General features: G+C 59.1%; 27 protein-coding genes. 8 read left to right on the forward strand and 19 right to left on the reverse strand.

Going from position 1 to position 26126, the window contains the following annotated elements; translation table 11 throughout:
- Positions 1-5 precede the first annotated feature (5 nt).
- From yihG to ACW55A_RS00820, 3 genes are all read right to left on the reverse strand, one after another.
- Entirely contained in the window at positions 6-911 is a 906-nt protein-coding gene (gene yihG / locus ACW55A_RS00810; RefSeq protein WP_455807894.1) for a 1-acylglycerol-3-phosphate O-acyltransferase, YihG family, read from the reverse strand.
- A 63-nt stretch (positions 912-974) separates the two neighbouring features.
- Positions 975-3065: a phosphate acetyltransferase gene (pta, locus tag ACW55A_RS00815; protein ID WP_498810309.1), complete on the reverse strand. Its 2091-nt coding sequence runs from the start codon at positions 3063-3065 to the stop codon at positions 975-977.
- 78 nt (positions 3066-3143) lie between these two features.
- Entirely contained in the window at positions 3144-3449 is a 306-nt protein-coding gene (locus tag ACW55A_RS00820; RefSeq protein WP_003365499.1) for a DUF3565 domain-containing protein, read from the reverse strand.
- Between the two features lie 14 nt (positions 3450-3463).
- On the opposite strand from ACW55A_RS00820, the gene ACW55A_RS00825 reads away from it, so the two are divergent.
- From ACW55A_RS00825 to ACW55A_RS00835, 3 genes are all read left to right on the forward strand, one after another.
- Complete coding sequence (locus tag ACW55A_RS00825; protein WP_003365497.1) at positions 3464-3949, forward strand: FKBP-type peptidyl-prolyl cis-trans isomerase; 486 nt, start codon at positions 3464-3466, stop codon at positions 3947-3949.
- A gap of 131 nt (positions 3950-4080) precedes the next feature.
- On the forward strand, positions 4081-4569 hold the full coding sequence (locus tag ACW55A_RS00830; protein WP_065349136.1) for a glutathione peroxidase: 489 nt from the start codon (positions 4081-4083) through the stop codon (positions 4567-4569).
- Between the two features lie 157 nt (positions 4570-4726).
- The gene (locus ACW55A_RS00835) at positions 4727-5830 is read left to right on the forward strand and encodes an NADH:flavin oxidoreductase (RefSeq protein WP_455807893.1); all 1104 of its coding nucleotides are present in this window, start codon (positions 4727-4729) and stop codon (positions 5828-5830) included.
- Here ACW55A_RS00835 and ACW55A_RS00840 read toward each other — a convergent pair.
- Positions 5799-7019: a glycosyltransferase family 4 protein gene (locus ACW55A_RS00840; RefSeq protein WP_096107227.1), complete on the reverse strand. Its 1221-nt coding sequence runs from the start codon at positions 7017-7019 to the stop codon at positions 5799-5801. The genes ACW55A_RS00835 and ACW55A_RS00840 overlap by 32 nt on opposite strands.
- 91 nt (positions 7020-7110) lie before the next feature.
- Positions 7111-7410: a hypothetical protein gene (locus ACW55A_RS00845; RefSeq protein WP_065349137.1), complete on the reverse strand. Its 300-nt coding sequence runs from the start codon at positions 7408-7410 to the stop codon at positions 7111-7113.
- A gap of 321 nt (positions 7411-7731) precedes the next feature.
- Here ACW55A_RS00845 and ACW55A_RS00850 point away from each other — a divergent pair, with 321 nt between their 5' ends.
- Entirely contained in the window at positions 7732-8328 is a 597-nt protein-coding gene (locus ACW55A_RS00850; RefSeq protein ID WP_103735722.1) for a hypothetical protein, read from the forward strand.
- A 97-nt stretch (positions 8329-8425) separates the two neighbouring features.
- On the opposite strand, the gene ACW55A_RS00855 is transcribed toward ACW55A_RS00850, so the two are convergent.
- Together ACW55A_RS00855 and cysZ are read right to left on the reverse strand one after the other, a co-directional pair.
- The gene (locus ACW55A_RS00855; protein WP_455807892.1) at positions 8426-8770 is read right to left on the reverse strand and encodes a hypothetical protein; all 345 of its coding nucleotides are present in this window, start codon (positions 8768-8770) and stop codon (positions 8426-8428) included.
- A gap of 182 nt (positions 8771-8952) precedes the next feature.
- Positions 8953-9714, reverse strand: a complete 762-nt coding sequence (cysZ, locus tag ACW55A_RS00860; protein WP_455807891.1) for a sulfate transporter CysZ — start codon at positions 9712-9714, stop codon at positions 8953-8955.
- 361 nt (positions 9715-10075) lie between these two features.
- Between cysZ and trxB the strand changes: the two genes are divergently transcribed.
- Complete coding sequence (gene trxB, locus ACW55A_RS00865; protein WP_003316986.1) at positions 10076-11038, forward strand: thioredoxin-disulfide reductase; 963 nt, start codon at positions 10076-10078, stop codon at positions 11036-11038.
- A 256-nt stretch (positions 11039-11294) separates the two neighbouring features.
- Here the strand turns inward: trxB and ACW55A_RS00870 are convergent, their stop codons facing one another.
- From ACW55A_RS00870 to ACW55A_RS00900, 7 genes are all read right to left on the reverse strand, one after another.
- Positions 11295-11636, reverse strand: a complete 342-nt coding sequence (locus tag ACW55A_RS00870) for a HopJ type III effector protein (RefSeq protein ID WP_248672218.1) — start codon at positions 11634-11636, stop codon at positions 11295-11297.
- Positions 11629-11928 (reverse strand): DUF1244 domain-containing protein, encoded by a 300-nt coding sequence (locus ACW55A_RS00875; RefSeq protein ID WP_003365478.1) that lies wholly within the window; start codon positions 11926-11928, stop codon positions 11629-11631. Before ACW55A_RS00875 ends, ACW55A_RS00870 begins: the two co-directional genes overlap by 8 nt.
- 43 nt (positions 11929-11971) lie before the next feature.
- Positions 11972-12343 (reverse strand): dihydroneopterin triphosphate 2'-epimerase, encoded by a 372-nt coding sequence (folX, locus tag ACW55A_RS00880; RefSeq protein ID WP_003316983.1) that lies wholly within the window; start codon positions 12341-12343, stop codon positions 11972-11974.
- Entirely contained in the window at positions 12343-12906 is a 564-nt protein-coding gene (gene folE / locus ACW55A_RS00885; RefSeq protein ID WP_003346200.1) for a GTP cyclohydrolase I FolE, read from the reverse strand. The genes folX and folE overlap by 1 nt, the downstream gene beginning before the upstream one ends.
- Positions 12907-12927: 21 nt before the next feature.
- Complete coding sequence (gene folM, locus ACW55A_RS00890) at positions 12928-13638, reverse strand: dihydromonapterin reductase (protein WP_003433655.1); 711 nt, start codon at positions 13636-13638, stop codon at positions 12928-12930.
- Between the two features lie 233 nt (positions 13639-13871).
- On the reverse strand, positions 13872-14438 hold the full coding sequence (locus tag ACW55A_RS00895; RefSeq protein WP_003346204.1) for a putative antibiotic biosynthesis monooxygenase: 567 nt from the start codon (positions 14436-14438) through the stop codon (positions 13872-13874).
- A gap of 151 nt (positions 14439-14589) precedes the next feature.
- On the reverse strand, positions 14590-15195 hold the full coding sequence (locus ACW55A_RS00900) for a hypothetical protein (RefSeq protein ID WP_003365472.1): 606 nt from the start codon (positions 15193-15195) through the stop codon (positions 14590-14592).
- Positions 15196-15401: 206 nt separating this feature from the next.
- Here ACW55A_RS00900 and ACW55A_RS00905 point away from each other — a divergent pair, with 206 nt between their 5' ends.
- From ACW55A_RS00905 to ACW55A_RS00915, 3 genes are all read left to right on the forward strand, one after another.
- Entirely contained in the window at positions 15402-15854 is a 453-nt protein-coding gene (locus ACW55A_RS00905) for a flavodoxin (RefSeq protein WP_129485349.1), read from the forward strand.
- 110 nt (positions 15855-15964) lie between these two features.
- The gene (locus ACW55A_RS00910) at positions 15965-16876 is read left to right on the forward strand and encodes an SDR family oxidoreductase (RefSeq protein ID WP_003433651.1); all 912 of its coding nucleotides are present in this window, start codon (positions 15965-15967) and stop codon (positions 16874-16876) included.
- Positions 16877-17088: 212 nt separating this feature from the next.
- Entirely contained in the window at positions 17089-17646 is a 558-nt protein-coding gene (locus ACW55A_RS00915) for a hypothetical protein (RefSeq protein ID WP_003365464.1), read from the forward strand.
- Positions 17647-17875: 229 nt separating this feature from the next.
- Here the strand turns inward: ACW55A_RS00915 and ACW55A_RS00920 are convergent, their stop codons facing one another.
- From ACW55A_RS00920 to ACW55A_RS00940, 5 genes are all read right to left on the reverse strand, one after another.
- On the reverse strand, positions 17876-18679 hold the full coding sequence (locus ACW55A_RS00920) for a SirB1 family protein (RefSeq protein ID WP_003365462.1): 804 nt from the start codon (positions 18677-18679) through the stop codon (positions 17876-17878).
- A gap of 81 nt (positions 18680-18760) precedes the next feature.
- Positions 18761-19633: an alpha-amylase family protein gene (locus ACW55A_RS00925; RefSeq protein WP_498810318.1), complete on the reverse strand. Its 873-nt coding sequence runs from the start codon at positions 19631-19633 to the stop codon at positions 18761-18763.
- Between the two features lie 31 nt (positions 19634-19664).
- Positions 19665-21629 carry an NfrA family protein gene (locus ACW55A_RS00930; protein ID WP_455807888.1) on the reverse strand — a complete coding sequence of 655 codons (1965 nt, stop codon included), beginning with the start codon at positions 21627-21629 and terminating at the stop codon, positions 19665-19667.
- Positions 21626-23746, reverse strand: a complete 2121-nt coding sequence (locus ACW55A_RS00935) for a glycosyl transferase family protein (protein ID WP_003433646.1) — start codon at positions 23744-23746, stop codon at positions 21626-21628. Before ACW55A_RS00935 ends, ACW55A_RS00930 begins: the two co-directional genes overlap by 4 nt.
- 12 nt (positions 23747-23758) lie before the next feature.
- Positions 23759-25975 carry a cellulose biosynthesis cyclic di-GMP-binding regulatory protein BcsB gene (locus ACW55A_RS00940; RefSeq protein ID WP_032609504.1) on the reverse strand — a complete coding sequence of 739 codons (2217 nt, stop codon included), beginning with the start codon at positions 25973-25975 and terminating at the stop codon, positions 23759-23761.
- Positions 25976-26126: the final 151 nt, after the last annotated feature.

Below are 26126 nucleotides of genomic sequence, written 5' to 3' on the forward strand. Positions count from 1 at the left end.
CACTATCAATGCTGCGCCGGATACTGCTCATGCAGGCTGTCCAGCAGCCGGTCTTTCTCTTCCCAGAGCGTGTTGATCCACTGCTGGAATTCCAGGCGGTATTCGTCGTCCTGGTCGTAATTTTTGCCGAGAAACTGCTGCGGGATTTTGATCTCTTCGAAGTGCGCAACCACTTCCCTCACGTTACCGCACAGCAGGTCCCAGTAGCCGGGTTGTCCGCCAGGGTAATGGATGGTCACGTTGATGATCGATTCCAGCTGTTCGCCCATCGCATCCAGCACGAAAGCAATGCCGCCGGCCTTGGGCTTGAGCAGGTGGCGGAACGGCGAGTTCTGTTGCGCGTGTTTGCCGGCCGTGAAGCGCGTGCCTTCGGCGAAGTTGAAAATCCCCACCGGGTTATGGCGAAACTTCGCGCAGGTGCGGCGGGTGGTTTCCAGGTCCTTGCCTTTCTTTTCCGGGTGTTTGGTAAGGTACGCCTTGGAGTAGCGCTTCATGAATGGAAAGCCAAGCGCCCACCACGCCAGACCGATCACCGGAACCCAGATCAACTCCTGCTTGAGGAAAAACTTCAATGGGCGAATACGCCGGTTGAGCACGTACTGCAAGACCATGATGTCGACCCAGCTCTGGTGATTGCTGGTGACCAGATACGAGTGCTGGTAATCCAGCCCTTCCAGACCGCTCAAGTGCCAGCGGGTGTGGCACAGCAGTTTGATCCAGGCATTGTTGTTGCCGATCCAGGTTTCATGGATATGGCTCATCAACCAGTCGGTGAAACGCTGTGCCGCAGAGAAGGGCAGGCAGATCTTGAGGATCGTGACCGCGAACAGCACCGTGCAGCAGACGATGGTGTTCAGCGCCAGCAACAGCGAGGCAATGACGCCGCGTAACGGGGCAGGCAGGAAATCCATGAAGGAGATGGCTCCGCAAGTTATCGGAAGCCGCAGACTGCTCTGCGGCACTCGTGTCAGGTATCAGGACAGCGTGTCGGCCTGTATGGCTGTCAGCGCGATGGTGTAGACAATGTCGTCGACCTGCGCGCCGCGCGGCAGATCGTTTACCGGTTTGCGCAGTCCTTGCAGCATCGGGCCGAGGCTCACACAGTCGGCACTGCGTTGCACCGCCTTGTACGTGGTATTGCCGGTGTTCAGGTCCGGGAACACGAACACGTTGGCGCGTCCTGCGACCGCGCTGTCCGGAGCCAGCTGTCGGGCGACCTGTTCGTTGGCGGCCGCATCATACTGCAGCGGCCCGTCGATCAATAGATCGCGGCGGGTTTCGCGTGCCAGTTGCGTCGCTTCGCGGACCTTCTCGACCTCTTCGCCGCTGGCCGAGTTGCCGCTGGAATAACTGATCATCGCCACGCGCGGCGAGATGCCGAACGCAGTGGCCGAATCGGCGCTCTGCAAGGCAATCTCGGACAGCTCGCTGGCGCTCGGATGGGGGGTCATGATGCAGTCGCCGTACATCAGCACCTGCTCGGGAAAGAGCATGAAGAACACTGAAGACACCAGCGTGCAGCCTGGCGCGGTCTTGATCAGTTGCAGGGCTGGCCGGATGGTGTTGGCGGTGGAGTGAATGACGCCGGACACCAGCCCGTCTACCTCGTCCAGCGCCAGCATCACCGTACCGATCACCACCGGGTCTTCGAGCTGTTGCTCGGCCATGGGGGCATTCAGGCTTTTGCTTTTGCGCAGTTCCACCATCGGCGCAACATAGCGTTCGCGAATCAAGTCCGGATCAAGAATTTCCAGCCCCTGCGGCAGCTCGATGCCGTGCGCCTGCGCAACGGCGTGCACTTCCTCGGGTCTGGCCAGCAACACGCAACGCGCGATACCGCGCGCCTGGCAGATGGCGGCGGCCTGGATGGTCAGCGGCTCGTTGCCTTCAGGCAGTACGATGCGCTTGTTGGCCGCCTGCGCGCGCTGGATCAACTGATAGCGAAACACCGCGGGCGACAGGCGCAGCTCGCGGGGCGTGCCGCAGCGCTGGTGCAGCCAGTTGGCGTCCAGATGACTGGCAACGAAATCGGTGATGTTTTCCGCGCGCTCGCGGTCATCGATGGGGATTTCCTTGTTCAACTGATTCAGGCGATTGGCCGTGTCATACGAGCCGCTGCTGACCGACAGCACCGGCAGCCCCGCCTGCAGCGCGCCGCGACACAGCTCCATGATGCGTGGGTCGGGCACGGTATCGCTGGTCAACAGGAGGCCGGCCAGCGGTACGCCGTTTATGGCTGCAAGGCTCACCGCCAGGATGATGTCGTCGCGGTCACCCGGCGTCACCACCAGCACACCCGGCTTGAGCAACGGAACCGTGTTGAGCACGGTACGGGCACAAATGATGATTCTGGTCATGCGGCGCTGATCGTAGTCGCCTGCGTTCAGCACCTGCGCGCCGAGCAGCTCGGCCACATCGCGGGTACGCGGTGCGTTGAGTTCGGCGCGATACGGAATGCAGCCCAGCAGGCGAAAGTCGCCACTGCGCAGCAACGGCGAGTGCTCTTTCAGGCGCGAGGCGAAGACTTCCATGCTCTCTTCGGTGCGCACCTTGTTGAGTATCACCCCCAGCACCTTGGGGTCCTTGGGGCCGCCAAACAGCTGGGCCTGCAATTCGACCCTGCCCGACAGATCGGCGAGCACTTCATTTTCCGGGGCGGAGACCAGAATGACTTCGGCATCCAGGCTCTTGGCCAAATGCAGATTGACCCGCGCGGCATAGCTCGCGCTGCGGGTCGGGACCATGCCTTCGACTACCAGCACATCCTTGCCGACCGCTGCCTGCTGATAAAGATTGATGATCTCTTCGAGCAGTTCATCCAGTTGACCATCACCGAGCATGCGCTCGACATGCGCCAGCCCCAGAGGCTTGGGCGGCTTTAGGCCGTGGGTGCGAGCCATCAGTTCGGTCGAGCGCTCGGGGCCCAGATCGCCGGGGTGTGGCTGGGCGATCGGTTTGAAAAAGCCTACTTTCAAGCCGGCGCGCTCCAGCGTGCGCACCAGTCCCAGGCTGATGGAGGTCAACCCCACGCCAAAGTCAGTGGGAGCGATAAAAAAAGTCTGCATACTGGCTTCTCGATTGAGCAGTGCAAGGGGTCGCAGCACATAGGGAAGCGCTGCCGACCGAAAAAGTCCGGAAACCGTCTAACGCGATTTCTCTGCGGCAAGACTATCGTTATCTGCGGCGTTCGCACACCAGCCGCAACGAAAGGCTTTACCGGTCATCTGTTGACGCTGTGCAGGGTCGAGTACCCAAGGGCGTGACTGCCACGGAGGATCATGACGCAGGTGCTGGGTGTGGCCGCACGACAGCAGCGCGAACCAGTGCCCGTGCTCGTCCTGTCTCAGATCGATAACGATTGAACCTTTCAAAGCGGGCCGTCCGTCAGAGTTGCGTTCGCTTTCGGGCGATTGCTTGGTTAAACTTGCCCGTTCTTCAATCTTAAGCAAAAGGTCTTGTCCCCATGCCGATCGCCGCCAATAAGGCTGTCTCCATTGACTATACCCTGACCAACGACGCTGGTGAGGTCATCGACAGTTCTACCGGTGGTGCGCCGCTGGTTTACCTGCACGGTGCAGGCAACATCATCCCGGGCCTGGAAAAGGCACTGGAAGGCAAGGAAGTAGGCGACCAGCTGAACGTTGCCGTCGAGCCCGAAGACGCCTACGGTGAGTACTCGGCCGAACTGGTCAGCACCCTGAGCAGCAGCATGTTCGAAGGCGTCGACAAGCTCGAAGTCGGCATGCAGTTTCACGCTTCCGGCCCGGATGGCGGCATGCAGATCGTGACTATCCGTGATCTGGAAGGCGACGATGTCACCGTTGACGGCAACCATCCGCTCGCGGGTCAGCGTCTGAACTTCGACGTGAAGGTTGTGGCCATCCGTGATGCCAGTGAAGAAGAAATGGCGCACGGTCATGTTCATGGTGAAGGCGGCCATCAACACTGATTTGTGCTGCTAAGCTCAGGCACTGAAAAGGCGCCCTGGCTGTTCTGCGATGACGACTTTCGTTACGCGTGCGGTCACGGTGCCTTTTTTCGGGTTGTAGCCTGGGGCGACTTGTTTCAAAAGGGGTTCTCATGAGTGCTTTTCACGACATCAAATTGAAAGCGCTGGGTGGCCAGGAACTGCCGCTGGCGAATTTCAGGAACAAAGTGGTTCTGGTGGTCAACGTCGCGTCCAAATGCGGGCTGACACCGCAGTACGCGGCACTTGAAAACCTCTATCAGCAGTACAAGGACCAAGGCCTGGAGATACTGGGTCTGCCGTGCAACCAGTTTGCCGGGCAGGAACCAGGTACCGAGCAAGAGATCGCCGAGTTTTGCCAGCTCAACTATGGCGTGACGTTTACGCTGGGTGAAAAACTCGACGTCAACGGCCCTGATCGTCACTCGCTTTACCGTTTGCTGGCGGGCGAGGGTGCCGAGTTTCCCGGGGATATCACCTGGAACTTCGAAAAGTTTCTGGTCGGCAAGAACGGTGGTGTCAGCGCACGTTTTTCTCCGCGTACCACTCCGGATGATCCTGCCGTGATCCAGGCCATTGAAAAGGCCCTGGCGCAAAGCTGATCGTATAGCCGGGGTAGCATTTCGCATTCGCCCGGCTTTCTTGCGCGCTCGTCGCTTCTGAACTCAAATCAGCCAGATCAATAGTACTGGGCCACCGCAGACGCCCGGCGATACTCTGCGCGCCTGATGGCAATCGACCATTTCACAGGAGTTGCGCATGTCGGCAGAAGCCTTGTTCACGCCTTTCCGTCTTGGCAGCCTGGAGCTGTCATCGCGTGTGGTCATGGCCCCCATGACCCGTTCGTTTTCGCCAGGGCACGTGCCCAACTCGAAGGTCGTCGAGTACTACCGGCGGCGCGCGGCGGCAGGTGTCGGGCTGATTATCACCGAAGGTACGACGGTCGATCACAAGGCATCCAACGGTTATCCGAATGTCCCGCAGTTTTTCGGTGACGCGCCACTGGCCGGCTGGCGCAATGTGGTCGAGGCAGTACATGCGGAGGGCGGCAGCATCGTTCCGCAACTCTGGCACGTCGGCGCAGTTCGCCGTCCTGGCACCGAGCCGGATGGCAGCGTGCCTGCCTACGGGCCGATGGAGAAGGTCAAGGACGGTCAGGTGCTGGTGCATGGCATGAGCAAGCAGGACATCGACGAAGTCGTGGCGGCCTTCGCCCAGGCTGCCGCCGATGCCAAGGCAATTGGCATGGACGGTGTCGAAATTCATGGGGCTCACGGTTACCTGGTCGATCAGTTCTTCTGGGAAGGCAGCAATCAGCGCAGCGACGAGTACGGCGGCAGCCTCGCCAACCGCTCACGTTTTGCCCTCGAACTGATCAAGGCCGTGCGCGCCGCAGTGGGCCCGGACTACCCGATCATCTTCCGTTTCTCACAATGGAAGCAGCAGGATTACGCCGCGCGTCTGGTACAAACGCCCGAGGCGCTGGGCGAGTTTCTGCAGCCTCTGGCCGACGCTGGTGTGGATATCTTTCATTGCTCTACCCGGCGTTTCTGGGAGCCTGAGTTCGAAGGCTCCGACCTGAACCTGGCGGGCTGGACGCGCAAGCTGACCGGCAAACCGACCATTACTGTCGGCAGCGTCGGACTGGACGGCGAGTTCCTGCAGTTCATGGTCAACACCGACAAGGTCGCTCAGCCGGCCAGCCTGGAAAATCTGCTGAAGCGGCTGGGCAACGACGAGTTCGATCTGGTGGCGGTGGGACGTGCGCTGCTGGTCGATCCGGATTGGGCATTGAAAGTGCGCGAGGGCCGCGAGCAGGACATCCTGCCTTTCAGTCGAGAGGCACTGATGACACTGGTCTGATCTTCTTGCTGGCTACCGGCCTGATCTCTTTGGCATTTACAGGTTTTTCGCCCGGGCAGGCCTCACGCAATTGCCGTTCGAACTGATCGATTATCGCCGTCCAGCCTTGGCGACTGGCGTGTTGACGAGCATTGAGGCGCACCCGGCGCAATGTTTCGCTGTCTTCCAGCAACCAGCGCGCCGCGTCGATGAATGCCGCCTCGTCACCCGGCATGGCCAACGCACCGTTGTGGCCATGGCGGATGTGCTGCCCGGCTGCGGCTTCATCGTAGGCGACCACGCCGAGGCCTGAGGCCAGCGCTTCAAGGACCACGTTGCCGAACGTTTCGGTCAGGCTGGGGAACAGAAACATATCTGCCGAGGCATAGTGCATGGCCAGCACTTCACCGCGCTGAGTGCCGCAGAAGATCGCATCCGGGATCTGCTCCTCAAGCTGCTGGCGCTGCGGTCCATCGCCGACAACAATCAGTTTGATATTACGTTGCGGGTAACTGTCCTTTAGGGTTTCGAAGCTGGCTTTGAGCAAGCCCAGGTTTTTCTCGGGTGCCAGGCGGCCGACGTGTATGACGCCGATATCACCTGCTTGCAGGCCCCAGCTTTCGCGCAGAGCCTGCGAACGCCTGGACGGGTTGAACATCTGGCTGTCGACACCACGAGACAATAACTCGATCCTTTCAAAGCCGCGCCGCTCCAGTTCCACCTTCTGGCTGATGCTCGGCACCAGCGTCATGCGCGAGCGGTTGTGGAACCAGCGTAGGTAGTGGGTCAGCAGCCGAGTGATAAACCCCATGCCGTATTGCTGCGTGTACTGTGGAAAGTTGGTGTGAAAGCCGCTGATCACCGCTATTCCCAAGCGCCGAGCTGCCCGTAGCGCCGACAAACCCAGCGGGCCTTCAGTGGCGATGTACAACACATCCGGTCGACGCCGCTGCCAGCGGCGCAACAGCTTGTGCATAGAAGACTGACCCCATTGCAACCCCGGGTAACCCGGTATCGGCCAGCCCCGGCAGAGCAGCAGGTCCTCCGCAGCGCCCGCGCCGATCTCGTCGTTCTGACGTGGCCGCACCAGCTCGACCCGGTGCCCGCGCAACCGCAACCCTTCACAAAGACGCCCCAGGGTATTGGCAACGCCGTTGATCTCGGGAGTGAAGGTTTCAGTAATCAGGGTGACATTAAGAATTTGGCTCATGGGAGCAGTTTCGGCGGGTTACATTTCGGTTACATTTCGGTTATGTGGCGGTTGTGTGAACTTCAAGTGGCTTCACATCAACCGCCCCGATTCATCTCACTCGGCGATTTTTAGGGTCGGCGATTCGCTCCATGGCTGCAGGTTTTGGCAGAAATCCCTTGTCGTCGACCACAGATCTGAGCTGCTCAAGGCTCATGTTTTCCATAAAAAAGGTCGAGCGGGGCTGGATATGTTTGCCCAGAGTGGCAGGTTCGGTCGCTGTAAGGTCTTCGACCCTCTGGCTCAATATCTGAGCAAATCTACCTGATCGCGATTGCGGGAGTGTTTCGAGACCTGCAGGTCGGTTGGTATTGATGGGTTTGACTGTTGCGGTATTTACGATGTTTTCCATTGCTCTATGCTCCTGTTGTCTAGACGCAACAGAGCAAGCGTAATGCCAATATTGATACATTAGTTTGGTCCTACACGCTTGAACCGAGTGGGCAGGGTGTTAATTTTTTTTACCTACAGAGACGACCTACATGAAATTTTTTGAAACGCTGGTAATGTTTGTTCTTTAGCGGCAACCGCTTGCCGACTGTTAGGTAGACGAGTTTGGTAATGGTTGTAAGGCTTGAGGCTTTTGTTTGTAGGAAGCTTCTTTGTAGCTATATTTTTTTGCAGGGTTTTGATTCGTCTGATAGCATCCGCTCTCTTTTCAAAGGGATATGAAATGTCAGATTTAATGTATGCGCCACCGAAAGCCGGCCTGGAAAAAGATGAACCGGACAGTAGAGGTCCGGAATTTTATGTCGTGTCTCTAAAGAAATTCTTCATTCTGTATCTTTTGACATCGGGCTTTTTCGCGATTTACTGGTTTTATCGAAACTGGTCGCTGAACAAGAAATTTTCAGGCAGTAAGGTGTGGCCCGTTGCGCGTGTGATCTTCGCCGTTATTTACGCCTTTCCACTATTTCGCACTGTGGACAAAAGTCTGCGGCGACAGGGGCGTGGTCACATGGCGTACTGGGCGATTAGCGGCTTGGTGTTGCTGGCGTTGACTATTGCGGGGATGGTGCTTTCGCAAGGTGTTTCCGGGCATATGCAATTCAAACCGGTCGGCGGCTGGCTGGTATGGGCCGTTCTGCTGGCCACTGCGCAAACATTTAATTTAATGCTGGTGCAGTCGAAGATGAATGCTGCGGCGCTTGATCCAGATGGAAGTACCAACTCAAGATTGACATGGGCCAATGGCATATGGATTCTTGCCGGGTGTGTAATCTGGTTGATGAGTATACCGACCTACCTCTCTGCGTCTGCTGCAGGGTAGATGCTATTGATGCCAATGGAAGTGCCGAACAGATCATCCATTATCTATTCGGCACTTTTTCAGGCTTTGTTGTCACTCGGCCATTCAATCAGAGCATTCAGCCCAGGTCACTGACCAGTTGGCCGATCACTTCACCCACCTTGGCCAAGTCCGGAGCAGCCAGGCGATGTTCATCAGCATACGAATACGCCACGCTGAACAGGCCTGCGGTGCGAGTAGAGTAAGACGGAGCGTCTTTCTCGAAAACACGGTTGGCTGCCTCTGCAGTCAGGGAGCTGGAACTGATGACCAAACGTTCTTCCGGGTTATTTACACCGTTGATGTATACGTCGTCCGGATTGATCGACCATTCGGCCAGTTCACTGACCAGAAAGGCGCGGATCTTTTCCTGAACGGTTGCGTTGTCGGTGGTCAGTGCAGCAGGATTTACTTGAACATTCATGATTTAACTTCCTTGTTAAGTTCATGTGTCGCTGAGTTTCATGGAAGCTGGCTTCACATGAACGGATTGATTGAGGCCCCATTTAGCCTTGGTTGGCGGGGTGAGTTGCGGTGCATATTTATATGCGTGTGATTTTTCTTCAGGTGTGCCGAACCGCATGGCGCGGCCCGGCAGGTCGGCATTCAGCCTCGTACGTGGGTCACCGGCAACGCATCCGCCCCGCGCTCGCGCACCCAGAACAATGTCGCACCGGCCACTGCCGCGGGCATCATCAGCAGGTTGACCACCGGGATCAGCAAGGCGACGTAGACAATGCCGCCGAAGCTCAGGCTTTGCCAGCGCTTGCTTTTCAGCCAGCCGAGCATTTCGTTCCAGCCCAGCTTGTGGTTGTCGGCGGGGTAGTCGATGTACTGGATCGCCATCATCCACACCCCGAACAACAGCCACAGCGGGGCGGCGATGATGTTGGCGACCGGGATGAACGACAAGATGAACAGGCCGAGCATGCGTGGCAACATGTAGCCCAGCTTGCGTGCTTCGCGGGCCAGGGTGCGGGGTACCATGGCAACCAGTTCGGCCCAGCTGAAATCGGGCGATTCGTCTACGCCACGAACCACGGCTTCGACCTTTTCGGACAGAAACCCGTTGAACGGTGCGGCAATGATGTTGGCGACCATGGTGAAAGTGAAAAACACCATCAGCAGCACCAGCGCCACGAACAGTGGCCAGAGGATATAACTGAGAAAGCTCAGCCAGTGGGGCAGGGTCGGCATGAAGGTGTCGACCCACAGCTCGAACTGGTGCACCGCCAGATAGATCAGGCCGCAGAACAACACCACGTTGATGCTCAATGGCAGTAGAACGAACAAGCGCAAGCCAGGGCTGAGGACCAGTTTCAGGCCCTCTCTCAGGTATTGCGGGCCGGTAAGGGCGGGAGCGGGCATGGGAGTCTCCGAGTGCTTGAAAGGCGTGACCTTACCGGCTTTGTGATGGCCATGAAAGAGCGGAGCGCCGACGGTTTTTGAGCATGTCAGACTTGTGGCGTATCCTTGGCGACGAAGAATATCCGGATGGCGCCGCTTTCAAGCGCCCGCGCTATAGAAGTGACCTATAGGGTGGATTGTGAAACGATATTTCCTTAACCTCTGCGGCCCCGATAGGCTGTTCGGCAATCTAGGACCTGTCCTTCAGGTCAGAATTTTCAGGACCTGCCGAACCAAACGACGCTTCCCCAAGCGTTTCGGTGGTCCTTTTTATCCAGCCATCCCGACCGCGGCGTAAACGGTCGGTCGATAGGAGTGTGTCATGTCAGACGTACGTCATTCCCGAGTGATCATTCTCGGTTCCGGCCCTGCCGGTTACAGCGCTGCGGTCTACGCCGCTCGCGCCAACCTCAAGCCTCTGCTGATCACCGGCATGCAGGCTGGCGGCCAATTGACCACGACTACAGAAGTTGATAACTGGCCAGGCGACCCGCACGGTCTGACCGGTCCTGCGCTGATGGAACGCATGCGCGAGCATGCCGAGCGTTTCGAGACTGAAATTGTCTTCGACCACATCAATTCCGTTGACCTGGCTGGCAAGCCGTTCAGCCTGCAGGGCGATAGCGCAACCTACACCTGCGATGCTCTGATCATTGCCACCGGCGCCAGCGCCCGCTACCTGGGCCTGCCATCGGAAGAAGCGTTCATGGGCAAGGGTGTGTCTGCCTGCGCCACCTGCGATGGCTTCTTCTATCGCAACCGTGAAGTCGCAGTGGTGGGTGGTGGTAACACGGCGGTTGAAGAGGCGCTGTATCTGGCCAACATCGCCAGCAAGGTGACCCTGGTTCACCGTCGCGAAACCTTCCGTGCCGAGAAGATCCTGATCGACAAGCTGCACGCACGTGTCGCCGAGGGCAAGATCGAACTCAAGCTCAACGCCACACTGGACGAAGTTCTGGGTGACAACATGGGTGTGACCGGTGCGCGCCTGAAGAACAACGACGGCAGCAGCAGCGAGCTGAAAGTCGACGGTGTGTTCATCGCGATCGGCCACACACCAAACACCTCGTTGTTCGACGGTCAGCTGGCCTTGAAAGACGGTTACATGGTTGTGCAGGGTGGCCGTGAAGGCAACGCCACGGCGACCAGCGTCGAAGGCGTATTCGCTGCCGGCGACGTGGCTGACCACGTGTATCGCCAGGCCATTACCTCGGCCGGTGCCGGCTGCATGGCGGCACTGGACGTCGAGCGCTACCTGGACGGGCTGGCTGACGTATCGTTCTGATTTGCTCTCGTGCCCAAGCGCTCGTCGCTATACACAAATCATATGGGAGCGATCCGCATTGCTCGCGAAGAGGTCAGCACATCCCCCAGGAACAGGGTGTTTGAACCGATGCCTTCGTGAGCAAGCTCACTCCCACAGTGGGCTGTACTCTGCCTCATGCTGTGTTTAACCCCGTTTTCCGGGCTTACCAGGACGCGTGTATAGCGTGGAGTGCCCAGGTATGGGCACTAGAACGATGTGATTTCAACCCAGCCGATTAAGCCTTGCGCTTGAGCGGCTCGCCTTCAAACTTCACACCCGCCAGACCATTCGCGATCAGCGCACGGATATTGCCGTGGTCGCTGCCTTCAGGTGTGGCTTGTACCGAGCGGTAATGCTCGCCGAACGCCAGCAGTGCCTCCTCGTCAGTCAAGCCTTCCAGTAGCGCCAGGCCCAGCGTCTTGCACGACCCTTCGTTTTGCCCGGCAGCATTGTCGACGTCGCCGTTTCTGAAGGCCTGAGGCTGGTAGTCGTAGCCTTCGGCGATGAACGCCAGGGTGTCGGCAAACGCATGCTCGCCGCTGCGCAGGTGGGTGCGCAGGGAATTCAGATCAGTCATGTTGTTTGGTTTCCTTGACGAACGCCGCCTGTTGTTCGGCGTTCGCTTCTTTCTGATAGCGGGCTTTCCACTCGCTGTACGGCATGCCATAAACCACTTCACGCGCATCATCGAGGCTGAGGTCGATGTGCTTTTCGTCAGCGGCGGCCTTGTACCACTTGGACAGGCAATTACGGCAAAAGCCGGACAGGTTCATCAGGTCGATGTTCTGGACATCCTTGCGGCTGTCCAGATGCGCGACCAGTCGGCGGAAGGCTGCGGCTTCGAGTTCGAGGCGTTCTTGCTCGGTCATGACGGGCTCTTTTCAGTAGACGGTTGAGGTCATGATAAGAGTTTCAGCGTTGACCGGCGAGCGTGATCGATACCGACTCGGCAAAGCGCAGGGCATGCGGCTTGTCGACTTCCACTTCAGCGTAGGTCACCGCCTCGTGGCTCATCACCAGATCCAGCACTTCCTGGGTCAGTCTTTCCAGCAGGGCAAAGCGATTGCCCTCGACGTGCTGGATGATGGCCTTGGTGATGGTGCGATAGTTGAGGGCATGCTCGATGTCGTTATCCCGGACCGCTTCCTGAGCGGCATAGAGAATCGTCAGGTTGATCAGCACGTCCTGTTTGTTGAGGATTTCGTCCTCATTGATGCCGATGAAGGTACGCAGGCGCAGGTCCTTGACCCGGATGCGCGCGGTGCCAGGTTCGAGTCTTGCCATTATTGTCTGCTCCGTCCGATCAATTGCAGAAACTCCATGCGTGTGGTGCTCGAGTCACGGAAGGCCCCCAGCATCACTGACGTGTTCATGGTTGAATTCTGCTTTTCGACGCCGCGCATCATCATGCACATGTGCTGGGCTTCGATGACCACAGCCACACCGGCGGCTCCGGTGACTTTCTGAATCGCATCAGCAATCTGTTTGGTCAGGTTTTCCTGAATCTGCAGACGGCGGGCAAACATGTCGACGATGCGTGCGATCTTCGACAGGCCCAGTACCTTGCCGGTCGGAATATACGCCACATGCGCCTTGCCTATGAACGGCAGCAGGTGGTGCTCGCAAAGCGAGTACAACTCGATGTTCTGGACGATGACCATTTCATCGTTGTCTGAGGCGAACAGGGCGCCATTGACGATCTCTTCGACGCTCTGGGTGTAGCCATGACACAGATACTGCATGGCTTTAGAGGCGCGTTTCGGCGTATCCAGGAGACCTTCGCGGTCTGGATCTTCACCAAGGCCGAGCAGAATGTCTCGATAGTGCTGGGGCAGGGACGAACTCATCAGAATGATCCTCGGGGCGGCTTACTTGACGTGCCGTCCGCCGTTTACGGTCAGTGTTGTGCCGGTGACATAGGTGCTGTCCAGAAGGTAACGCAGGCTCTGGTAGATCACTTCTGCACCAGGCTCTATGCCCAGGGCCGACTTGGCCAGGGCGTTGGCGCGGTAGGCCGCATCATCCTTGGGTTGAAACATCAACAGCGCCGGTGCTATGCCGTTGACTTTGACAAGTGGGGCGAACCTGGCGGCGAAGGACAGCGTCAGGCTTTCCAGGCCGGCCTTGGTTGCGCAGTAGGCGATATGCTTGCTGCTGCCCTTGCGGGTCACGTCATCGCTGATATGCACGATGTCAGCGACCTCACTGGCGGTCAGCAACGACTCGCAATGCAGATTGATCAGGTAGGGCGCCAGCATGTGCACGTTGAACATGCGTGTGAAGTTGTCGGCTTCATCGCCCGGTGTTTCTGCCAGCCACTCGGAAGCGTTGTGGACAATGGCCCGCAGGCTTGAGGTCTGGGTTTTCAACAGCTCGACAAAAGCCATGATGCCGGCTTCGCAGGAAAAATCCCCGTGGATGGCCACCGCGCCAGCCTGGCGCAGTTCCGTCACACTTTCGTGCTCGGTGCGATAACTGATGATCACCCGTTGCCCGTGTTCCAGCAGACGCAAGGCGCAATGCAGGCCCACGCGCTGGCTGGCGCCGGTGATCAGGATAGGTGCAGAAGACATTGCCATCGACAGCTCACGTATCGGTTATCCGTAGTGGACGGGGATTGTACGGTCGATTGTTTCTTCCGGTTTACAGGCAAAGTTATACCAGAGAATTTTTTTGTACAACCCTGGACATCATGAAACTCGCCGAGGCAGTGCTCGAAGGCGCTGAGCACGGGGAGGCTGAGGGAACGAGCGGGGCTGGGACGCGACCAAGACCTGTACCGAGGTGTAAAGGTGTACAGGTCTTTATGAGTCTAGCGAGGGGAAGGTGATTGCGTAGGGCGTGCCGGTGCAGGCGTGCTCTGCAGCCAGGGTGCGAGCAGGCGCGTGGACAGCGGGATGAACAGGTAGACCATCAGCGGGGTGAGCACCGCTGTACTGATCATGATGCGCGGTAACAGGTCCAGATGATTGAGCAACGGGCCGAGTAGAAAGTTGAAGATCAGCGACACGGGGAAAAACGCCAGCCAGATCGCGACAGCCTGTTTCCAGCGTGGCGGACGCTGATCGATTGCGCCGAACCAGCCGTCGATGCCGCTGACCCGATGCTCCGAAGGTTGTGCGAAAAGACCGCTGCCGCGCACCAGCCAGGAGCGTCGGGAGGCGGAATGCTCCCAGGCGTGCATGGTGTGCTCATCGGTGAAGCGGAAAATGATCTGAAATTCGTCGTCGCCGGGCGGCGGCGCCAGTACCCCTGAACCCAGATACCCTGGAAAGTCCGTGGCCAACTGTTCGCCTTCGTGCAGCCAGGCCATCATTTCATGGTAGCGACCCTGCGCCACGCGGCGTGCAACCATCAAGGTGACGGGTGAGGTAGACATTGTATATCTCCGGTAGAGGCGTGAAATTCCCGGGTAGGGAGATCACATGCCGCGATCCGGGATGGTGGGTCGCGACAGCTTCACTTGAACAGCAAGCAAGGATTATTCCTGAAACGCTGATAGACCGGTAGAGCGTTGTCGGGCAGGCAGGTTACTTGTGCAAGGATGGATGCTTGCGACGATGCTCTTGCAGGATGTACTGGCGCAAGCGCTCGGCATCGTCCTTGCCATGCTTGCTGAAATGATAGGCACCGACGTTTTGCCCGATCATTCGCTCCAGCTTGCCGCGCATCGGAATGGGCGCTTGACCCGGCGGGTTGAACCAGGCGGAAAAGTTTCTCGGCAGCTTGCCTTCCTTGCGGTACTCGAGCAACACACCCTTGAACGACAACTCATGAACCCAGAGTGCCGTCAATGCACCCTTTTCTGTTTCGAGAGGGATGGGTTCTTCCAGCACAAGCCGCCATGGGCGGATCTTCGGGCCTTCCTCGAAAATACTCGGCGCGCCGAGCTCCAGATGCAGTGCGTGGAATTCGTCCTCGACCAGATGCAGCGGGAAATTCATCTGCTGATTCTCGAACTGCGCATGGATCGTGACCTGCTCATGAGCGGCCAGTCTGGTCAGCAGATCCTGAATCTGGATGCCACCGTTGACCAGCAGGCTACGCGTACTGTCACGTACGTTCAGCTGAGGGTTGCGGTGCATGCTCTGGATAAAATCCAGCTCAGCCTGGGTGAGTAGTGAATCAGGTTGCATGGGCGGAGGCTCGGTCTAACCGGTTATTGAGAACAAAGACCATTGATTCCGTAATGTGTTCGGACCATTCATCATATTTTTTCATTCAAGTGTTTCAACTCTGCTGTGTTTCTCCGGGCAGACCGAAGGCAGAATGGTCCGTAGAAAATTCAGACGGCATTCTAAGGCATAATGTTTCACTTTTTTAAGCTGCTGCAGGAATAACCATGAAAGTCGCCATCGTGTGTGGAACGGTCTACGGATCGGCCGAGGAAGTCGCCAGACACGCCGCTGCATTGTTGCGTGCCGCCGGCCATGAGACGCTCGTCAATCCCCGGCTCATGTTGCCGGAGTTGCTCGCCTTCGAGCCTCAGGCGATCCTGGCCGTGACATCGACCACCGGCATGGGTGAGTTGCCCGACAACCTCATGCCTCTTTATTCAGCGCTGCGCGACGGTCTACCAGGCGAACTGCGCGGCTTGCCCGGCGCGGTGATTGCACTGGGCGATGCCAGTTACGGCGACACCTTCTGCGCGGGCGGTGAGCAGATGCGCGAATTGTTCGCTGAAATGGGCGTTACCGAAGTCCAGGATATGTTGCGTCTGGACGGAAGCGAAAGCGTCACCCCGGAAACCGACGCCGAGCCTTGGCTGGAAGCGTTCATCAAGGACCTGGGCTGAAAACATCGCGCGTCTTTATCGGGCATGATTCAGCACAGCAGTGTTGATTGTGGCTGTGCCGGACGTGGACGACACTCATCGCAACGTATTCCTGAGGCATGGAGCCAGCGATGAGTGAGTCAGTACGTTTTGACGATAAAGTCGTGGTTGTGACCGGCGCAGGGGGTGGGCTGGGTCGGGCTCATGCGCTGCTGTTTGCGAAACATGGCGCGCGGGTGGTGGTCAATGACCTGGGCGGTTCGGCGCATGGCGAAGGTGCCAGCGCGTCTGCCGCAGATCGCGTCGTCGCCGAGATTCGCGCGGCAGGCGGCACAGCGATAGCCAATCATGATTCGGTGACCGAGGGCGGCCACATCGTGCAGCATGCGCTGGACGCATTCGGGCGCATCGATGTGCTGGTCAACAACGCGGGCATCCTGCGTGACAAGACCTTCGCCAACATGCAGGACGCCGACTGGGATCTGGTCTATCGCGTCCATGTCGAGGGTGCTTACAAAGTCACCCATGCCGCCTGGCCTTACCTTCGCGAGCAGAACTACGGACGGGTGATCTTTACGTCATCGACGTCCGGTATCTACGGCAACTTCGGGCAAGCCAATTACGCGACGGCCAAGCTGGGGCTTTACGGGCTGACCCGCACCCTTGCGCTGGAAGGTCGCAAGAACCGCATCTTCGTCAACGCCATAGCGCCAACGGGCGGCACACGCATGACCGAGGGCCTGATCCCCGCTAATGTCTTCGAGCTGCTCAAGCCCGAACTGGTCAGCCCGCTGGTGGTGTACCTGTGCAGCGAACAATGTCAGAGCAGTGGCGACCTGTTCGAAGTGGGCGGCGGCTGGATCGGCAAGGTCCGTTGGCAGCGCAGTCAGGGGGCCTGCTTCGACCCGCAGACAGGTTTCAGCCCGCAAGACGTTGCGCAGCAGTGGCAGGCGATTGGTGATTTCGCCAACGCAGCGCATCCTGCCGACACTGGCGAAGCGTTGAAAGAGATGATGGTCAACCTGCAGAAGTACGTTAAATAACCCGCCTTTGCTAGCTGACGCAAGACGAGAGTGTTTGTTGAACGTGTGCGCATCTTTAAGCAGGTTGCTTAATTGTATATGGGAAGTTTCACTGTGTTATGTAAGAACTGTCTTTTTGCCCTGTAGGTCGAGTATGGATTTTTGCAGGTCTATTAATTAAGCATCTTCCACTCCGATATGAAGTTCGAACACATTCATATCTGGAGTGACACATGGCCAAATCAATATGGGGAGAACTTCCACCGGTAAGCGTCGCCGCGCCTCCTGAACGAGTCAAGGTCAAGAAGGCTGCGGCACAGGTAACCCAGGTGCTTCAGGAGGTGGGTGAAAATTCGATTGCGCTCAATGCGCTGGCGATGGAAAAGCGCAAGATGAAGCCGCTGTTCAAGGGCTTCAATCCCGAACAGATAACCCCCAAGGATCTCAACAGAGCGGGGATGATTTTATACAAGTTCGGCATGATCGATAATCACACCGCCGAGTTGATGAGTCGCGCAGGCGATGAGTTCGACAAGAAAGGCAAACTGGTCGACCCCAGCAAGGAAATCAACGCGCTGGAGTTTTTTGCCAATCGGATCATCGATATGAAAGAGAAGGCGCTGAGCGGCGATCCCTATGCCAAGGCGCTATTGCCTGATTACATCAGGACCATCCATATCATGCAGAATCTTCAGGTGTTTGCCGAGTCGGGCGACAGTTACGAGATGCGCAAGATCAAGGACATGGAAAACAAGGGGCTGATCAAAAGAACGCCGGATGCCAAGGGCTGAGGCAGGCTGCACGATATAAACGCGGAGAGTATTAATCTGCGGGCAATAAAAAAGGCCGCTGCACAGAGACCTGCACGGCGGCCAAACAAAACGCAGGATCAAGGGAGCTTGCAAATCCACGTCGATTTAACGCGCGCAGGTTAACCGCCATCACGCGCCTGAAAAATCCCCGCACAGGATATGCAGCATTACCTGGCGGGTAACAATTCGCAGCGAATGAGCAGGTTGCTCAATGAACGCGGTGGTTTAACGGTAAGCGGCTCAGGCGCTCGGCAAGCTGGAGTCTTTGCATCGGGTCTTCACTGAGCAATAGCGCGCGTTCCAGATCGAAACGTTCGGCCTGCGGGCATTCGAGCAACTGATAAAGGCTGGCGCGGGCCAGGTGATCGCTGCTGGTGGCCTGGCCCAGTTCGACGATGCGGTCGGCATCCTTGAGCGCCGCAAGAACATTATCGTTGATCTGGTGCAGATGCCGCAGGTTGCGCGACAACCGTTGCAGCATGCTGGTCGGGGTGGCGCGAGTCATATGCTCGGCGCGCAGTTGCATGGTCGGGCCGAACTGCCTGATCAACAGCTCACGGCAGTCAGCGGGATAGAGCCTGCGCCCGCTGCAGGGGTCGAGCAGATGATCGGCACCCGGCACGCGCAACAGGAAGTGACCCGGGAAATTCACGCCTTCCAGGGTAATGTCCAGGCGCCGTGCGATCTCCAGCGCAATCATTGCCAGCCCCAGTGGCTGACCTCGACGCTGCAGCACGATCTTGTGCAGAAGGGCCGAATCGGGTTTGGGAGGGTTCCAGTCATTCTGCTGAAAGCCCAGGGCATTGAGTTGCCGTAACAGCGGTTGGGCAAGTTCAGGCGCAGGCAGGACAGGCAGCGCTGAATTTATCTGGCGCTGCAACTGGGCCATTTCGCTCATTACCTCATGCCACTCGAAATGTGCGTCATGTTCGGTCGACACCCATAACGCAGCTTCAAACACCGAGGGCGGTGTCTGTTGCAGGCAGGCCAGGCAATGCTGACGTGGCGTCATGGACCACTCCGTGCGGCTCGAAATCCAATGCGAAGACTCTTTGTAGCCCTGTGCGCGAATTTCGTCCAGCGCCACGTGTTTCTACTTGTTCAGGGCTTTTATCAGGTCGGGTGTCACATAGTGAGGACCGTCGAACAGGTACAGCGGATAGCCATCGAAAGCTGCAATCTGCGGTTTCAGTTCGGCCGCCGTTGCCGGGCGGAAGCCGCCGCCTATCTGCGGGCGAAAGGCTTCGACGATGATTCTGACGCGATTCTTGCCCAGCCGTTTGCGCAGGGCGTCGGCGTAGGTGCGGGCAACCGGAGCGGTGCGGGCATAGACGCCCACACCATCCTGAAAGAACACACCGATATCGTCCGGCAGCCAGGTTTTCAGCCAGTCCGCTGTGGCGGCGGGCCCGATATTGGCGCCGTCGTAGACGCTGATCCACAGTGGTCTGGGCAGTTTCGCCAGCAGTGCCGGTAACTCCTTGGCACGACTCCAGCTGGGGTCGACCTCGGCGGGGAAGTACCAGCCGGTGACATTGAGCGGCGTTTTCACCTTGGCCAGTTGCGCCGAAAGTACCGCCAGCTGCTCGATATTGTCCCGCGAGCGGGTTTCGCTGAAGTACCCGGCCAGTCCGAGGATCACTTCCTGGGCCCACGGCTCCTTGCCGATCCGTGTCCAGTCCGGCAACACCGGCACACTGGTCATCGGGGTGCCCGGTATGAACGCCTGATCATCGACCGCCGTCCACTGCACGAGCAGTTGCCGTGCGCCGAGCCTGTCCCAGTTGCCGCTTATGCCTACCGTTGCGTTATCCGGTTGCCAGACGATGCCGACAACCCCCGGGCCCTTGGGCTGGATCAGCAGATACAGCTCGCTGGTGCCGAGGGCGATCGCCCCCACCAGCAGGGCGGCCACCGAGGTCTTGATCAATGTTGCCTGTCGCAGCAGTGCGGCCAGAGCCTTCAAACATTACTCCCTGATGGATGACGGGCGTGGATCACCACGAGAACGTCATGCGCGCGAAGACGCCTTCTGCACGGTCATCGCCAAATACCTTCTCGCGATATTGCACGGAGAAATCGACATACGACTGCGGTGCCTTGTATTTGTCTTCACGGAACCAGTAACGCACGCCCGTACCGACACCAAGACCGCCAGCGTTACCGGATGATGTGCTGCTACGGCCGAGGCTGTCGACTTCACTGCGCATCTTTGAATCGTAGTCCACTGCGGCGACTACGTGGGGAAACACCACCAGCCGCGGGCTGATACTGTCCAGACGGAAGCTGCGCCCGACCTGCCATTCACTGTTGAAATAGTTGCGCTTGTCCTGCAGATAGCGCCCGCCTTCAGCGTACAGCTGCGAAGTCCACCAGCTCGGTACATCGACGCGCAGGTCGGTGCCGATGCTCGAGCCGTAGCCCAGGCGCACCAGCCAGTCGCCGTCGGCGTTCGAGTTGCCCAGCGGAAAGGTACGTTCGAAGGCGCCGATCACGTTGACTGCGCTGAACGGTTTGACCCGTATACCGAGCGCGCCCTGCAAGGCGTCCGCGCCTGTGTCGGAGTCGCCTTCCTTGCTCCACAGCGTGTCGGTGACGCGTCCGTAAAGCTCGACGAAGCGCGCGTTACGGTAACCGAAGGGGCGCCAGAACACTTCGGTGCTGTTCTGCACGCTGTCATTGCTGCCGCCGGGCGCGCCGCTCAGGCCGCTGCTGGTGCTGGCACCGCGATAAGTCGTGGTGTTGGTCAGGCCCCATTCACGGGACAGATCAGACACGGCGCGTCGGGTGTCGAACACCTGTTGCGCGGGCATCTGCAGATCGCCGGTCTGCTGATAATCGAGGACGCGTGTGAAATAGGCGATGGCTTGCGCATCATCCGATGTGCGCATCGCGCTGTAGGCGGCATCCTGTACTTCGCGGGGCTTGAGACCGGACTGACGGTCGACACGCTTGAACGTATCCAGTGCGCCTTGATCATCGCCCGCCTGACTGAGGAAATAGGCAATCTGCACTTCATCGCCGGGTTGCAGTTCGCCCGCATCGCGAGCTTGCTGCAGACGTTGCAGTGCTTCACTCGGCTGGCCCATGGCGGCATACAACGAGGCCTGCTCACGCAGCGGCAGGTTGCCGACCGCCATTGCCTGAGCGAAGTCCTGACGTGCACCGTCCTGATCGCCCAGGCGTTGACGCATTTGTCCGCGCTGGACGAGCAGGGTGGCGTCGTTGCCATTCAGCGCCAGCGCTTCGGTGGCCGCAGAGCGCGCTTCGGCATACTGCCCTTGAGCGATCAATGCGCTGACCAGCAGTTTGCGGTAGGCCATCTGTTTGGGAAAACTGCGCACAGCCTCCCGCGCCTCGCTGACTGCGGTGTCGTTATCGCCGCGTGCCAATGCTTTATAGCCAGTGGCTGCCTTGTCGACCGCCACCTGCTCCTGAATCGCCTGCCGACGACGCGTCAGGACCTGTTGCGGCCCCAGTGCCTGCTCGGCCTCGTTGATCGCTGCCTGCGCTTCGTCCAGACGCTGCTGACGTTGCAGCGCCTCGATCAGCATCATGCGGTAATCGAGATTCTTAGGTGCCTGGGCAATGGCCTTGCGTGCATGACTGGCCGAGCCGTCGTAGTCGCGGTTGGCGTAGGCACGCAGCGCCTGATTGCCTTCCAGGTAGCCAGGCTTGGGGCGCGCCTTGGGGAAGCGGGCCGGGTGATCGCGGCGGTATTTGTCACGTTCTGCCAGGGCAATCAGATCACGCAACTGATCGGCATCCGCACGCTGACGCAACGCTTCGCGCGCCTTGGCGATGGCCAGGTCGTAGTCCTTGCGGTTGTAGGCCATGTAGGCTTCGTTGGCGATGGCATAGGCGGGTCCGGTCAACGGCAAGGGCAGTGTTTCCGCCTGGCTGAGCGGTGCAACAAGACCCAGGCCGCTCACCAGCAGCGACAGGATGAAGGGGCGCTTCATAGTGGCTGCTCCGTTTGATCGTCAGATCGGTAATGGTTGTGCTGACGTGCCACAGCCTGTTCGATGGTTTCTCTGGACAGCACGCCGATGTCGACCAGGTAATCGCCGATCCGGCCATGCACATGCGGGCGGTAGCCGAGCATGGCTTTCTGGAACACTTCGCGGTCCAGCAGGCCTTGCTCGATCAGCAGATCGCCGAGCAGTGGCGCTCTGGCTGGAAGCGGCTGACCCTCGACCACCTGAAGCTGACGCAACTGCGCGACGATGTCGCTTTCACGGGCAATCAACTGCACCGGCTCGGCACCCAGTTGCTCGGTAATCTGTTGCAGACCGTCAGGCGGCAGCGGGCTGGCCACGGCAATTTCCTGGCGACCCAGCGCATTCATTTGCAACGGCACGACACGCCAGCGCAGGCAGAACTCATCGGCCAGCACATCGTTTGTCGCACGTTTGCCGGCAATGTCGAATACCCGTGGCAGGTCGTTCTGAAAAGCGATGGCCTCAGCCAGGGTTTCATCGTCGAGCCAGCCGTGGCTAAGCAAAATCCTGCCCAGCGGCAGCTGACGGGTCTGTTGTTCAGCCAGTGCGGTCTGCAGTTTTTCGTCGTTGATGGCTTGCCAGGACAGCAGCACGCTACCCAGGCGGCGTGGCGCTACGGCAATCAGGTCGGAAGACGGAAAGTCATGCATGGTCTTGTCCCAGACCAGCTTGCGGTTGAGCACCTTGCCCACCAGAAACATCCGCCAGGCGCGCGCTGCAGCCATGAAGTTGACGAAGTTGCCGACCACCATGCGCGGTATCGACAGCAAACCGTGCTGCCAGCCGTAAAGCACGGTAGTGAAGTAGCAGCGGTGCAGGATTCGCCATAGCAACGCGATGCCGTTGGCCACCAGCAGGTACTGAATCAGACCTGTGGTTTCAAACGGGGTCGGAAAGCTGGTGTTCCACAGTCCGCTGGAGCGCAGCACAATCAACGCCAGCAATTGAATGAGGATAAAGTAAGCGAGGATGCTGACGAACGATGTCACCACGCCCTTACGATCCCGAAACAGCAGGTAACGGTTGGCCAACGAGCCAGTCCAGCCCATTTGCTCCCAGCCTTGCAAGCCGATACCCAACGTCCAGCGCGCCTTTTGGCGAAAGGCGGTGCGGAAGGTGTCAGGGAAGAATTCGCGCACGCACAGCGGCATTTCCAGCGTCGACTCATAAGGCTTGCGGAACCAGGACTTGCGCAGCACCCGAAATTGCACCGGGAAACGTACGAAGATCGCCTGCATGCCGTACTTAGCCAATCGCGCGCCGACGTCGTAGTCCTCGGTCAGGCTTTCGGTATTGAACGGCTGGTTCTGGTTTTCATCCGCAAGCACCATCAGTGCACGCCGCGAGAAGCACGTGCCGACGCCAGCCGAAGGCACGGTGTCAGTCATGCTTTCGCGTACCACCAGATCCTTGCCGTGCCATTCGGCAAACTCGTCCATGTAGGTGCCGGCCACCCATTCGTACCAGTTGCGTTCCAGCGACACGACCGGCAACTGGATCATGTCCTTGCGCGGCAGCAGGTAATTGAACAGGCGCAATTCAAGCGGGTGCAGCACGTCTTCGCTGTCGTGCAGGATGGTCCCGGCAAACTGTACGGCGTGAGTCTTTTCGTACAGAAAAATCGCCTGGATCACCCAGTTCAGACAGTCGGCCTTGCAGGTGGGGCCGGCGTGCGGCACCTCCACGCGGTGCAACTGCTTGTAGCGGCGACGCATGCGCTCCACTTCATCGATGGTGCGCTGGTCGTTGATGTAGGTGCCGACGAACACCACGTAGTTCTGATAGTCGAGCGTCGACACCATGTTTTCGATCATCGGCGCGATGACGTCGTATTCCAGCCAGGCCGGGACCATGATTGCCAGCGGCTGCTCGTCGCGGGCAATCAACTGCTCGGCAGTCAGTGGCCGGTAGCGACGTTCGGCGGTGAACTTGCGGTACAGCCGCCGCGACCAGTACCAGATATCGATGAACAGGTCATCGATACTCGATACCAGAATGATCAGCCCGACAACGATCGTCGCGACTTCCAGCACGCTGTAGTAATGGGCCAGCCAGTAAGGCCAATAGAGCGACGTCATTGCGGCGGCCTGTTACGAGCGATTGCGACGGGCGCTACGGCCAGCCAGCAACAGAATGAGAAAAAGTACGATGCCGGCCGGGATCAGCCACAGCAGCGATGGTTTGCGCCAGGCGTCGATGCCGGTGCTTTCCTCCTCCTCGATCATCTGGCTGCCGGTCGGGTCCTTGGCGTCGAAGGTGGCGATCGGGCCGCTGTCAGCCAGCACCGCGGCGTTGCCACGTTCCAGCAGTAACGGACGTTCGAAAACCGGGGCCTGACCGCCCAACGAGCGATAGACCATGCCGTGCTGGCCGCCGGCTTCGATCACTTGCAGCGAAGCCAGGTGGTTGAGCGACTTGAGGTCGAGCAGCGTCTGTTCTTTGTGGTTGATCAGCAGGTGCCCGTCGTTGCTGGCCTTGACCGACTCGGCCCCGTCCTTGACCGGCAGTTCGAAGGCCAGGAACGCCTTGGCCGGTGTCACGGCGACGCTGGCGTCATCGCTGACGCTGAGCTGTGCACGCAACGGCGAAACGCCGGAAGCGCTGGCGATGCGGATGACTTGCGGCAGGCTGCTGGCCGGGCGCTCAAGGTAGCCCTTGGGCACCATGATCTGCGTGTCGGTGGCGAAGCGTGCCGCCATGCCCGAGAAGTTTTCGTCAGGCGTGACCTTGTCCAGCACGATGTGGCTGGTCGGCAATACCGAGATCGGGAACGCTTGCGGCGTTTCCAGGCACTGGTTGCTGACCGGCTGACGCTGGAAGGACACGCGCAGGACGTTCTGCGCCGCCAGTGCGTACTGCGGAATGCGGGCTTCGATGCGCTCTTTCTTGCCATCGGCAGTCAGTTGCATCGCACCGATCAGGTAATCGTTGAGGAACAGCGTGGCAACCGGTGGTGTACCCGATGCGCCCGGGGCGGCAGCGATATCGATCATCGCAGTCACCGGTACGCGACCGTCATAGGCAACGCTGCCCAGCGGGAACGAGGCGCTCCAGTCGGTTTTTGCCAGCACATCCACCGTGCCGGGCTTGCCGCCCAGACGGGTCAGCGCGACGCGACCGTCTTCGCTCAGCGGCATGGCGGCTTCTTCGCCAATGGTCAGCTGACGATTGCGCGCCAGTTTGTTCCACGCCGAACTGAACAGGCCAATGGCCTTGTTGGCCGACTCCGGCTTGATCATCAGCAGCGCACGATTGCCCAGCAGGGCCAGGCTCACGTCATCCCCGGTGCTGTTGGCGAGCGGCTTCTTGATGTGACGCTCGCGCCACTGGCCCAGTGCGCTGGCCGCCGAAGCATCCAGACCCTGCACCTGCGCCTGGAGAGCGTCCATGGCGTCGTCGATGGCCTTGAGCAGCTGTGGATCGCTGATCGCCAAGTCGGCCTGCAACGCAGGTGTCTGGCCAAGCATCAACAATGCACCGATTTCCGCCGGGTCGCGCAGGGTGTACTGGCCCTTGCCTTCTAGCCCTGCAAACGCCGGAATCTGCTTGAGTTCCGCTGGAATAGTCAGGCCGCTCAGGTCCACGCTGTCCTGCACCGCAGGAAACGGCAGGATGCGTGCCTGCTTGCCGATGCGCTCCAGCGCTACGCCCAGACGCCAGGCGGCATCGTAGCTGGCGTTCGACAATGTGCCGGGTGCGACCAGCAGGCCGGGTTTGCCGGGCAGTGCATTCCATACCGCGCCGACATCCTGCAACTGGCTGGCGTCATAGCTGTACGTCAGGCGCGTGTGCGGGTCGATGCGCAACACGTTGCCGATCGCACGTTCGTCTTCGCAAAGCACTTTCGAGATCACCGACGACCAGGCGATCCCCAGTCGTACCGAACCGCTTTCCCGTGCTGCCTTGTCGACACCCAGCGTCGCGCTGGCATTGCCCTGTTCTTCATTGAGGCCCAGCGCGCGTACCGGATATCCGTCCAGCGACAGCAGCAGCGTGTTGCGGCCAGCCTCGCCGTTCAGGTAGCTGGCATCGAAATTCAGCGTGGCCTCGGTCAATGGCACATTGGCCGGCACCGGCAGGTACAGTTCGCGGCGTGCGTCGGTAGCATTGAGGATGATCGGGCGATCGATACCCAGCTCCCTCAGCTCGATCACGCGCTCCTGGCGATTGTCGGCAGTGATTCGGTTGATCGCCTGGGTCAGGGGGCTTTCGGCAGCCAGGGCGAATGCAGGCATCAGCGCCAGCAGGCTCATCCCGCAGGCAAGTACGCCAAACGCGCCCATGTTTACGGCAACGGAAGATTTCATCGTGCAGATCTCGGTAAAGGCTCAAGGCCATTGGGTCTTGATACAGGCTGCCGGTCTGCTACAACGTTTTTCGGGCACTCGGTCTGAACCGGGTGCCCGTATCGTTTGCGGACTGCTTCCTGCGGATTGTTTTAGGGTTTGTTTGCGCTGC

This window comes from Plantibacter cousiniae (nom. nud.), assembly GCF_977070315.1.

Bases quoted from the DNA above. Each gene is read 5' to 3' on its own strand.
- ACW55A_RS00915 (WP_003365464.1), top strand. From the start codon at position 17,089: ATGGCCAAATCAATATGGGGAGAACTTCCACCGGTAAGCGTCGCCGCG.
- ACW55A_RS00930 (WP_455807888.1), bottom strand. From the start codon at position 21,629: ATGAAGCGCCCCTTCATCCTGTCGCTGCTGGTGAGCGGCCTGGGTCTT.
- folE (WP_003346200.1), bottom strand. From the start codon at position 12,906: ATGAGTTCGTCCCTGCCCCAGCACTATCGAGACATTCTGCTCGGCCTT.
- ACW55A_RS00895 (WP_003346204.1), bottom strand. From the start codon at position 14,438: ATGTCTACCTCACCCGTCACCTTGATGGTTGCACGCCGCGTGGCGCAG.
- ACW55A_RS00875 (WP_003365478.1), bottom strand. From the start codon at position 11,928: ATGACCGAGCAAGAACGCCTCGAACTCGAAGCCGCAGCCTTCCGCCGA.
- trxB (WP_003316986.1), top strand. From the start codon at position 10,076: ATGTCAGACGTACGTCATTCCCGAGTGATCATTCTCGGTTCCGGCCCT.
- ACW55A_RS00935 (WP_003433646.1), bottom strand. From the start codon at position 23,746: ATGACGTCGCTCTATTGGCCTTACTGGCTGGCCCATTACTACAGCGTG.
- folX (WP_003316983.1), bottom strand. From the start codon at position 12,343: ATGGCAAGACTCGAACCTGGCACCGCGCGCATCCGGGTCAAGGACCTG.
- folM (WP_003433655.1), bottom strand. From the start codon at position 13,638: ATGGCAATGTCTTCTGCACCTATCCTGATCACCGGCGCCAGCCAGCGC.
- ACW55A_RS00845 (WP_065349137.1), bottom strand. From the start codon at position 7,410: ATGGAAAACATCGTAAATACCGCAACAGTCAAACCCATCAATACCAAC.
- yihG (WP_455807894.1), bottom strand. From the start codon at position 911: ATGGATTTCCTGCCTGCCCCGTTACGCGGCGTCATTGCCTCGCTGTTG.
- ACW55A_RS00825 (WP_003365497.1), top strand. From the start codon at position 3,464: ATGCCGATCGCCGCCAATAAGGCTGTCTCCATTGACTATACCCTGACC.
- pta (WP_498810309.1), bottom strand. From the start codon at position 3,065: ATGCAGACTTTTTTTATCGCTCCCACTGACTTTGGCGTGGGGTTGACC.
- ACW55A_RS00855 (WP_455807892.1), bottom strand. From the start codon at position 8,770: ATGAATGTTCAAGTAAATCCTGCTGCACTGACCACCGACAACGCAACC.
- ACW55A_RS00905 (WP_129485349.1), top strand. From the start codon at position 15,402: ATGAAAGTCGCCATCGTGTGTGGAACGGTCTACGGATCGGCCGAGGAA.
- ACW55A_RS00910 (WP_003433651.1), top strand. From the start codon at position 15,965: ATGAGTGAGTCAGTACGTTTTGACGATAAAGTCGTGGTTGTGACCGGC.
- ACW55A_RS00840 (WP_096107227.1), bottom strand. From the start codon at position 7,019: ATGAGCCAAATTCTTAATGTCACCCTGATTACTGAAACCTTCACTCCC.
- cysZ (WP_455807891.1), bottom strand. From the start codon at position 9,714: ATGCCCGCTCCCGCCCTTACCGGCCCGCAATACCTGAGAGAGGGCCTG.
- ACW55A_RS00900 (WP_003365472.1), bottom strand. From the start codon at position 15,195: ATGCAACCTGATTCACTACTCACCCAGGCTGAGCTGGATTTTATCCAG.
- ACW55A_RS00870 (WP_248672218.1), bottom strand. From the start codon at position 11,636: ATGACTGATCTGAATTCCCTGCGCACCCACCTGCGCAGCGGCGAGCAT.
- ACW55A_RS00835 (WP_455807893.1), top strand. From the start codon at position 4,727: ATGTCGGCAGAAGCCTTGTTCACGCCTTTCCGTCTTGGCAGCCTGGAG.
- ACW55A_RS00830 (WP_065349136.1), top strand. From the start codon at position 4,081: ATGAGTGCTTTTCACGACATCAAATTGAAAGCGCTGGGTGGCCAGGAA.
- ACW55A_RS00920 (WP_003365462.1), bottom strand. From the start codon at position 18,679: ATGACGCCACGTCAGCATTGCCTGGCCTGCCTGCAACAGACACCGCCC.
- ACW55A_RS00850 (WP_103735722.1), top strand. From the start codon at position 7,732: ATGTCAGATTTAATGTATGCGCCACCGAAAGCCGGCCTGGAAAAAGAT.
- ACW55A_RS00940 (WP_032609504.1), bottom strand. From the start codon at position 25,975: ATGAAATCTTCCGTTGCCGTAAACATGGGCGCGTTTGGCGTACTTGCC.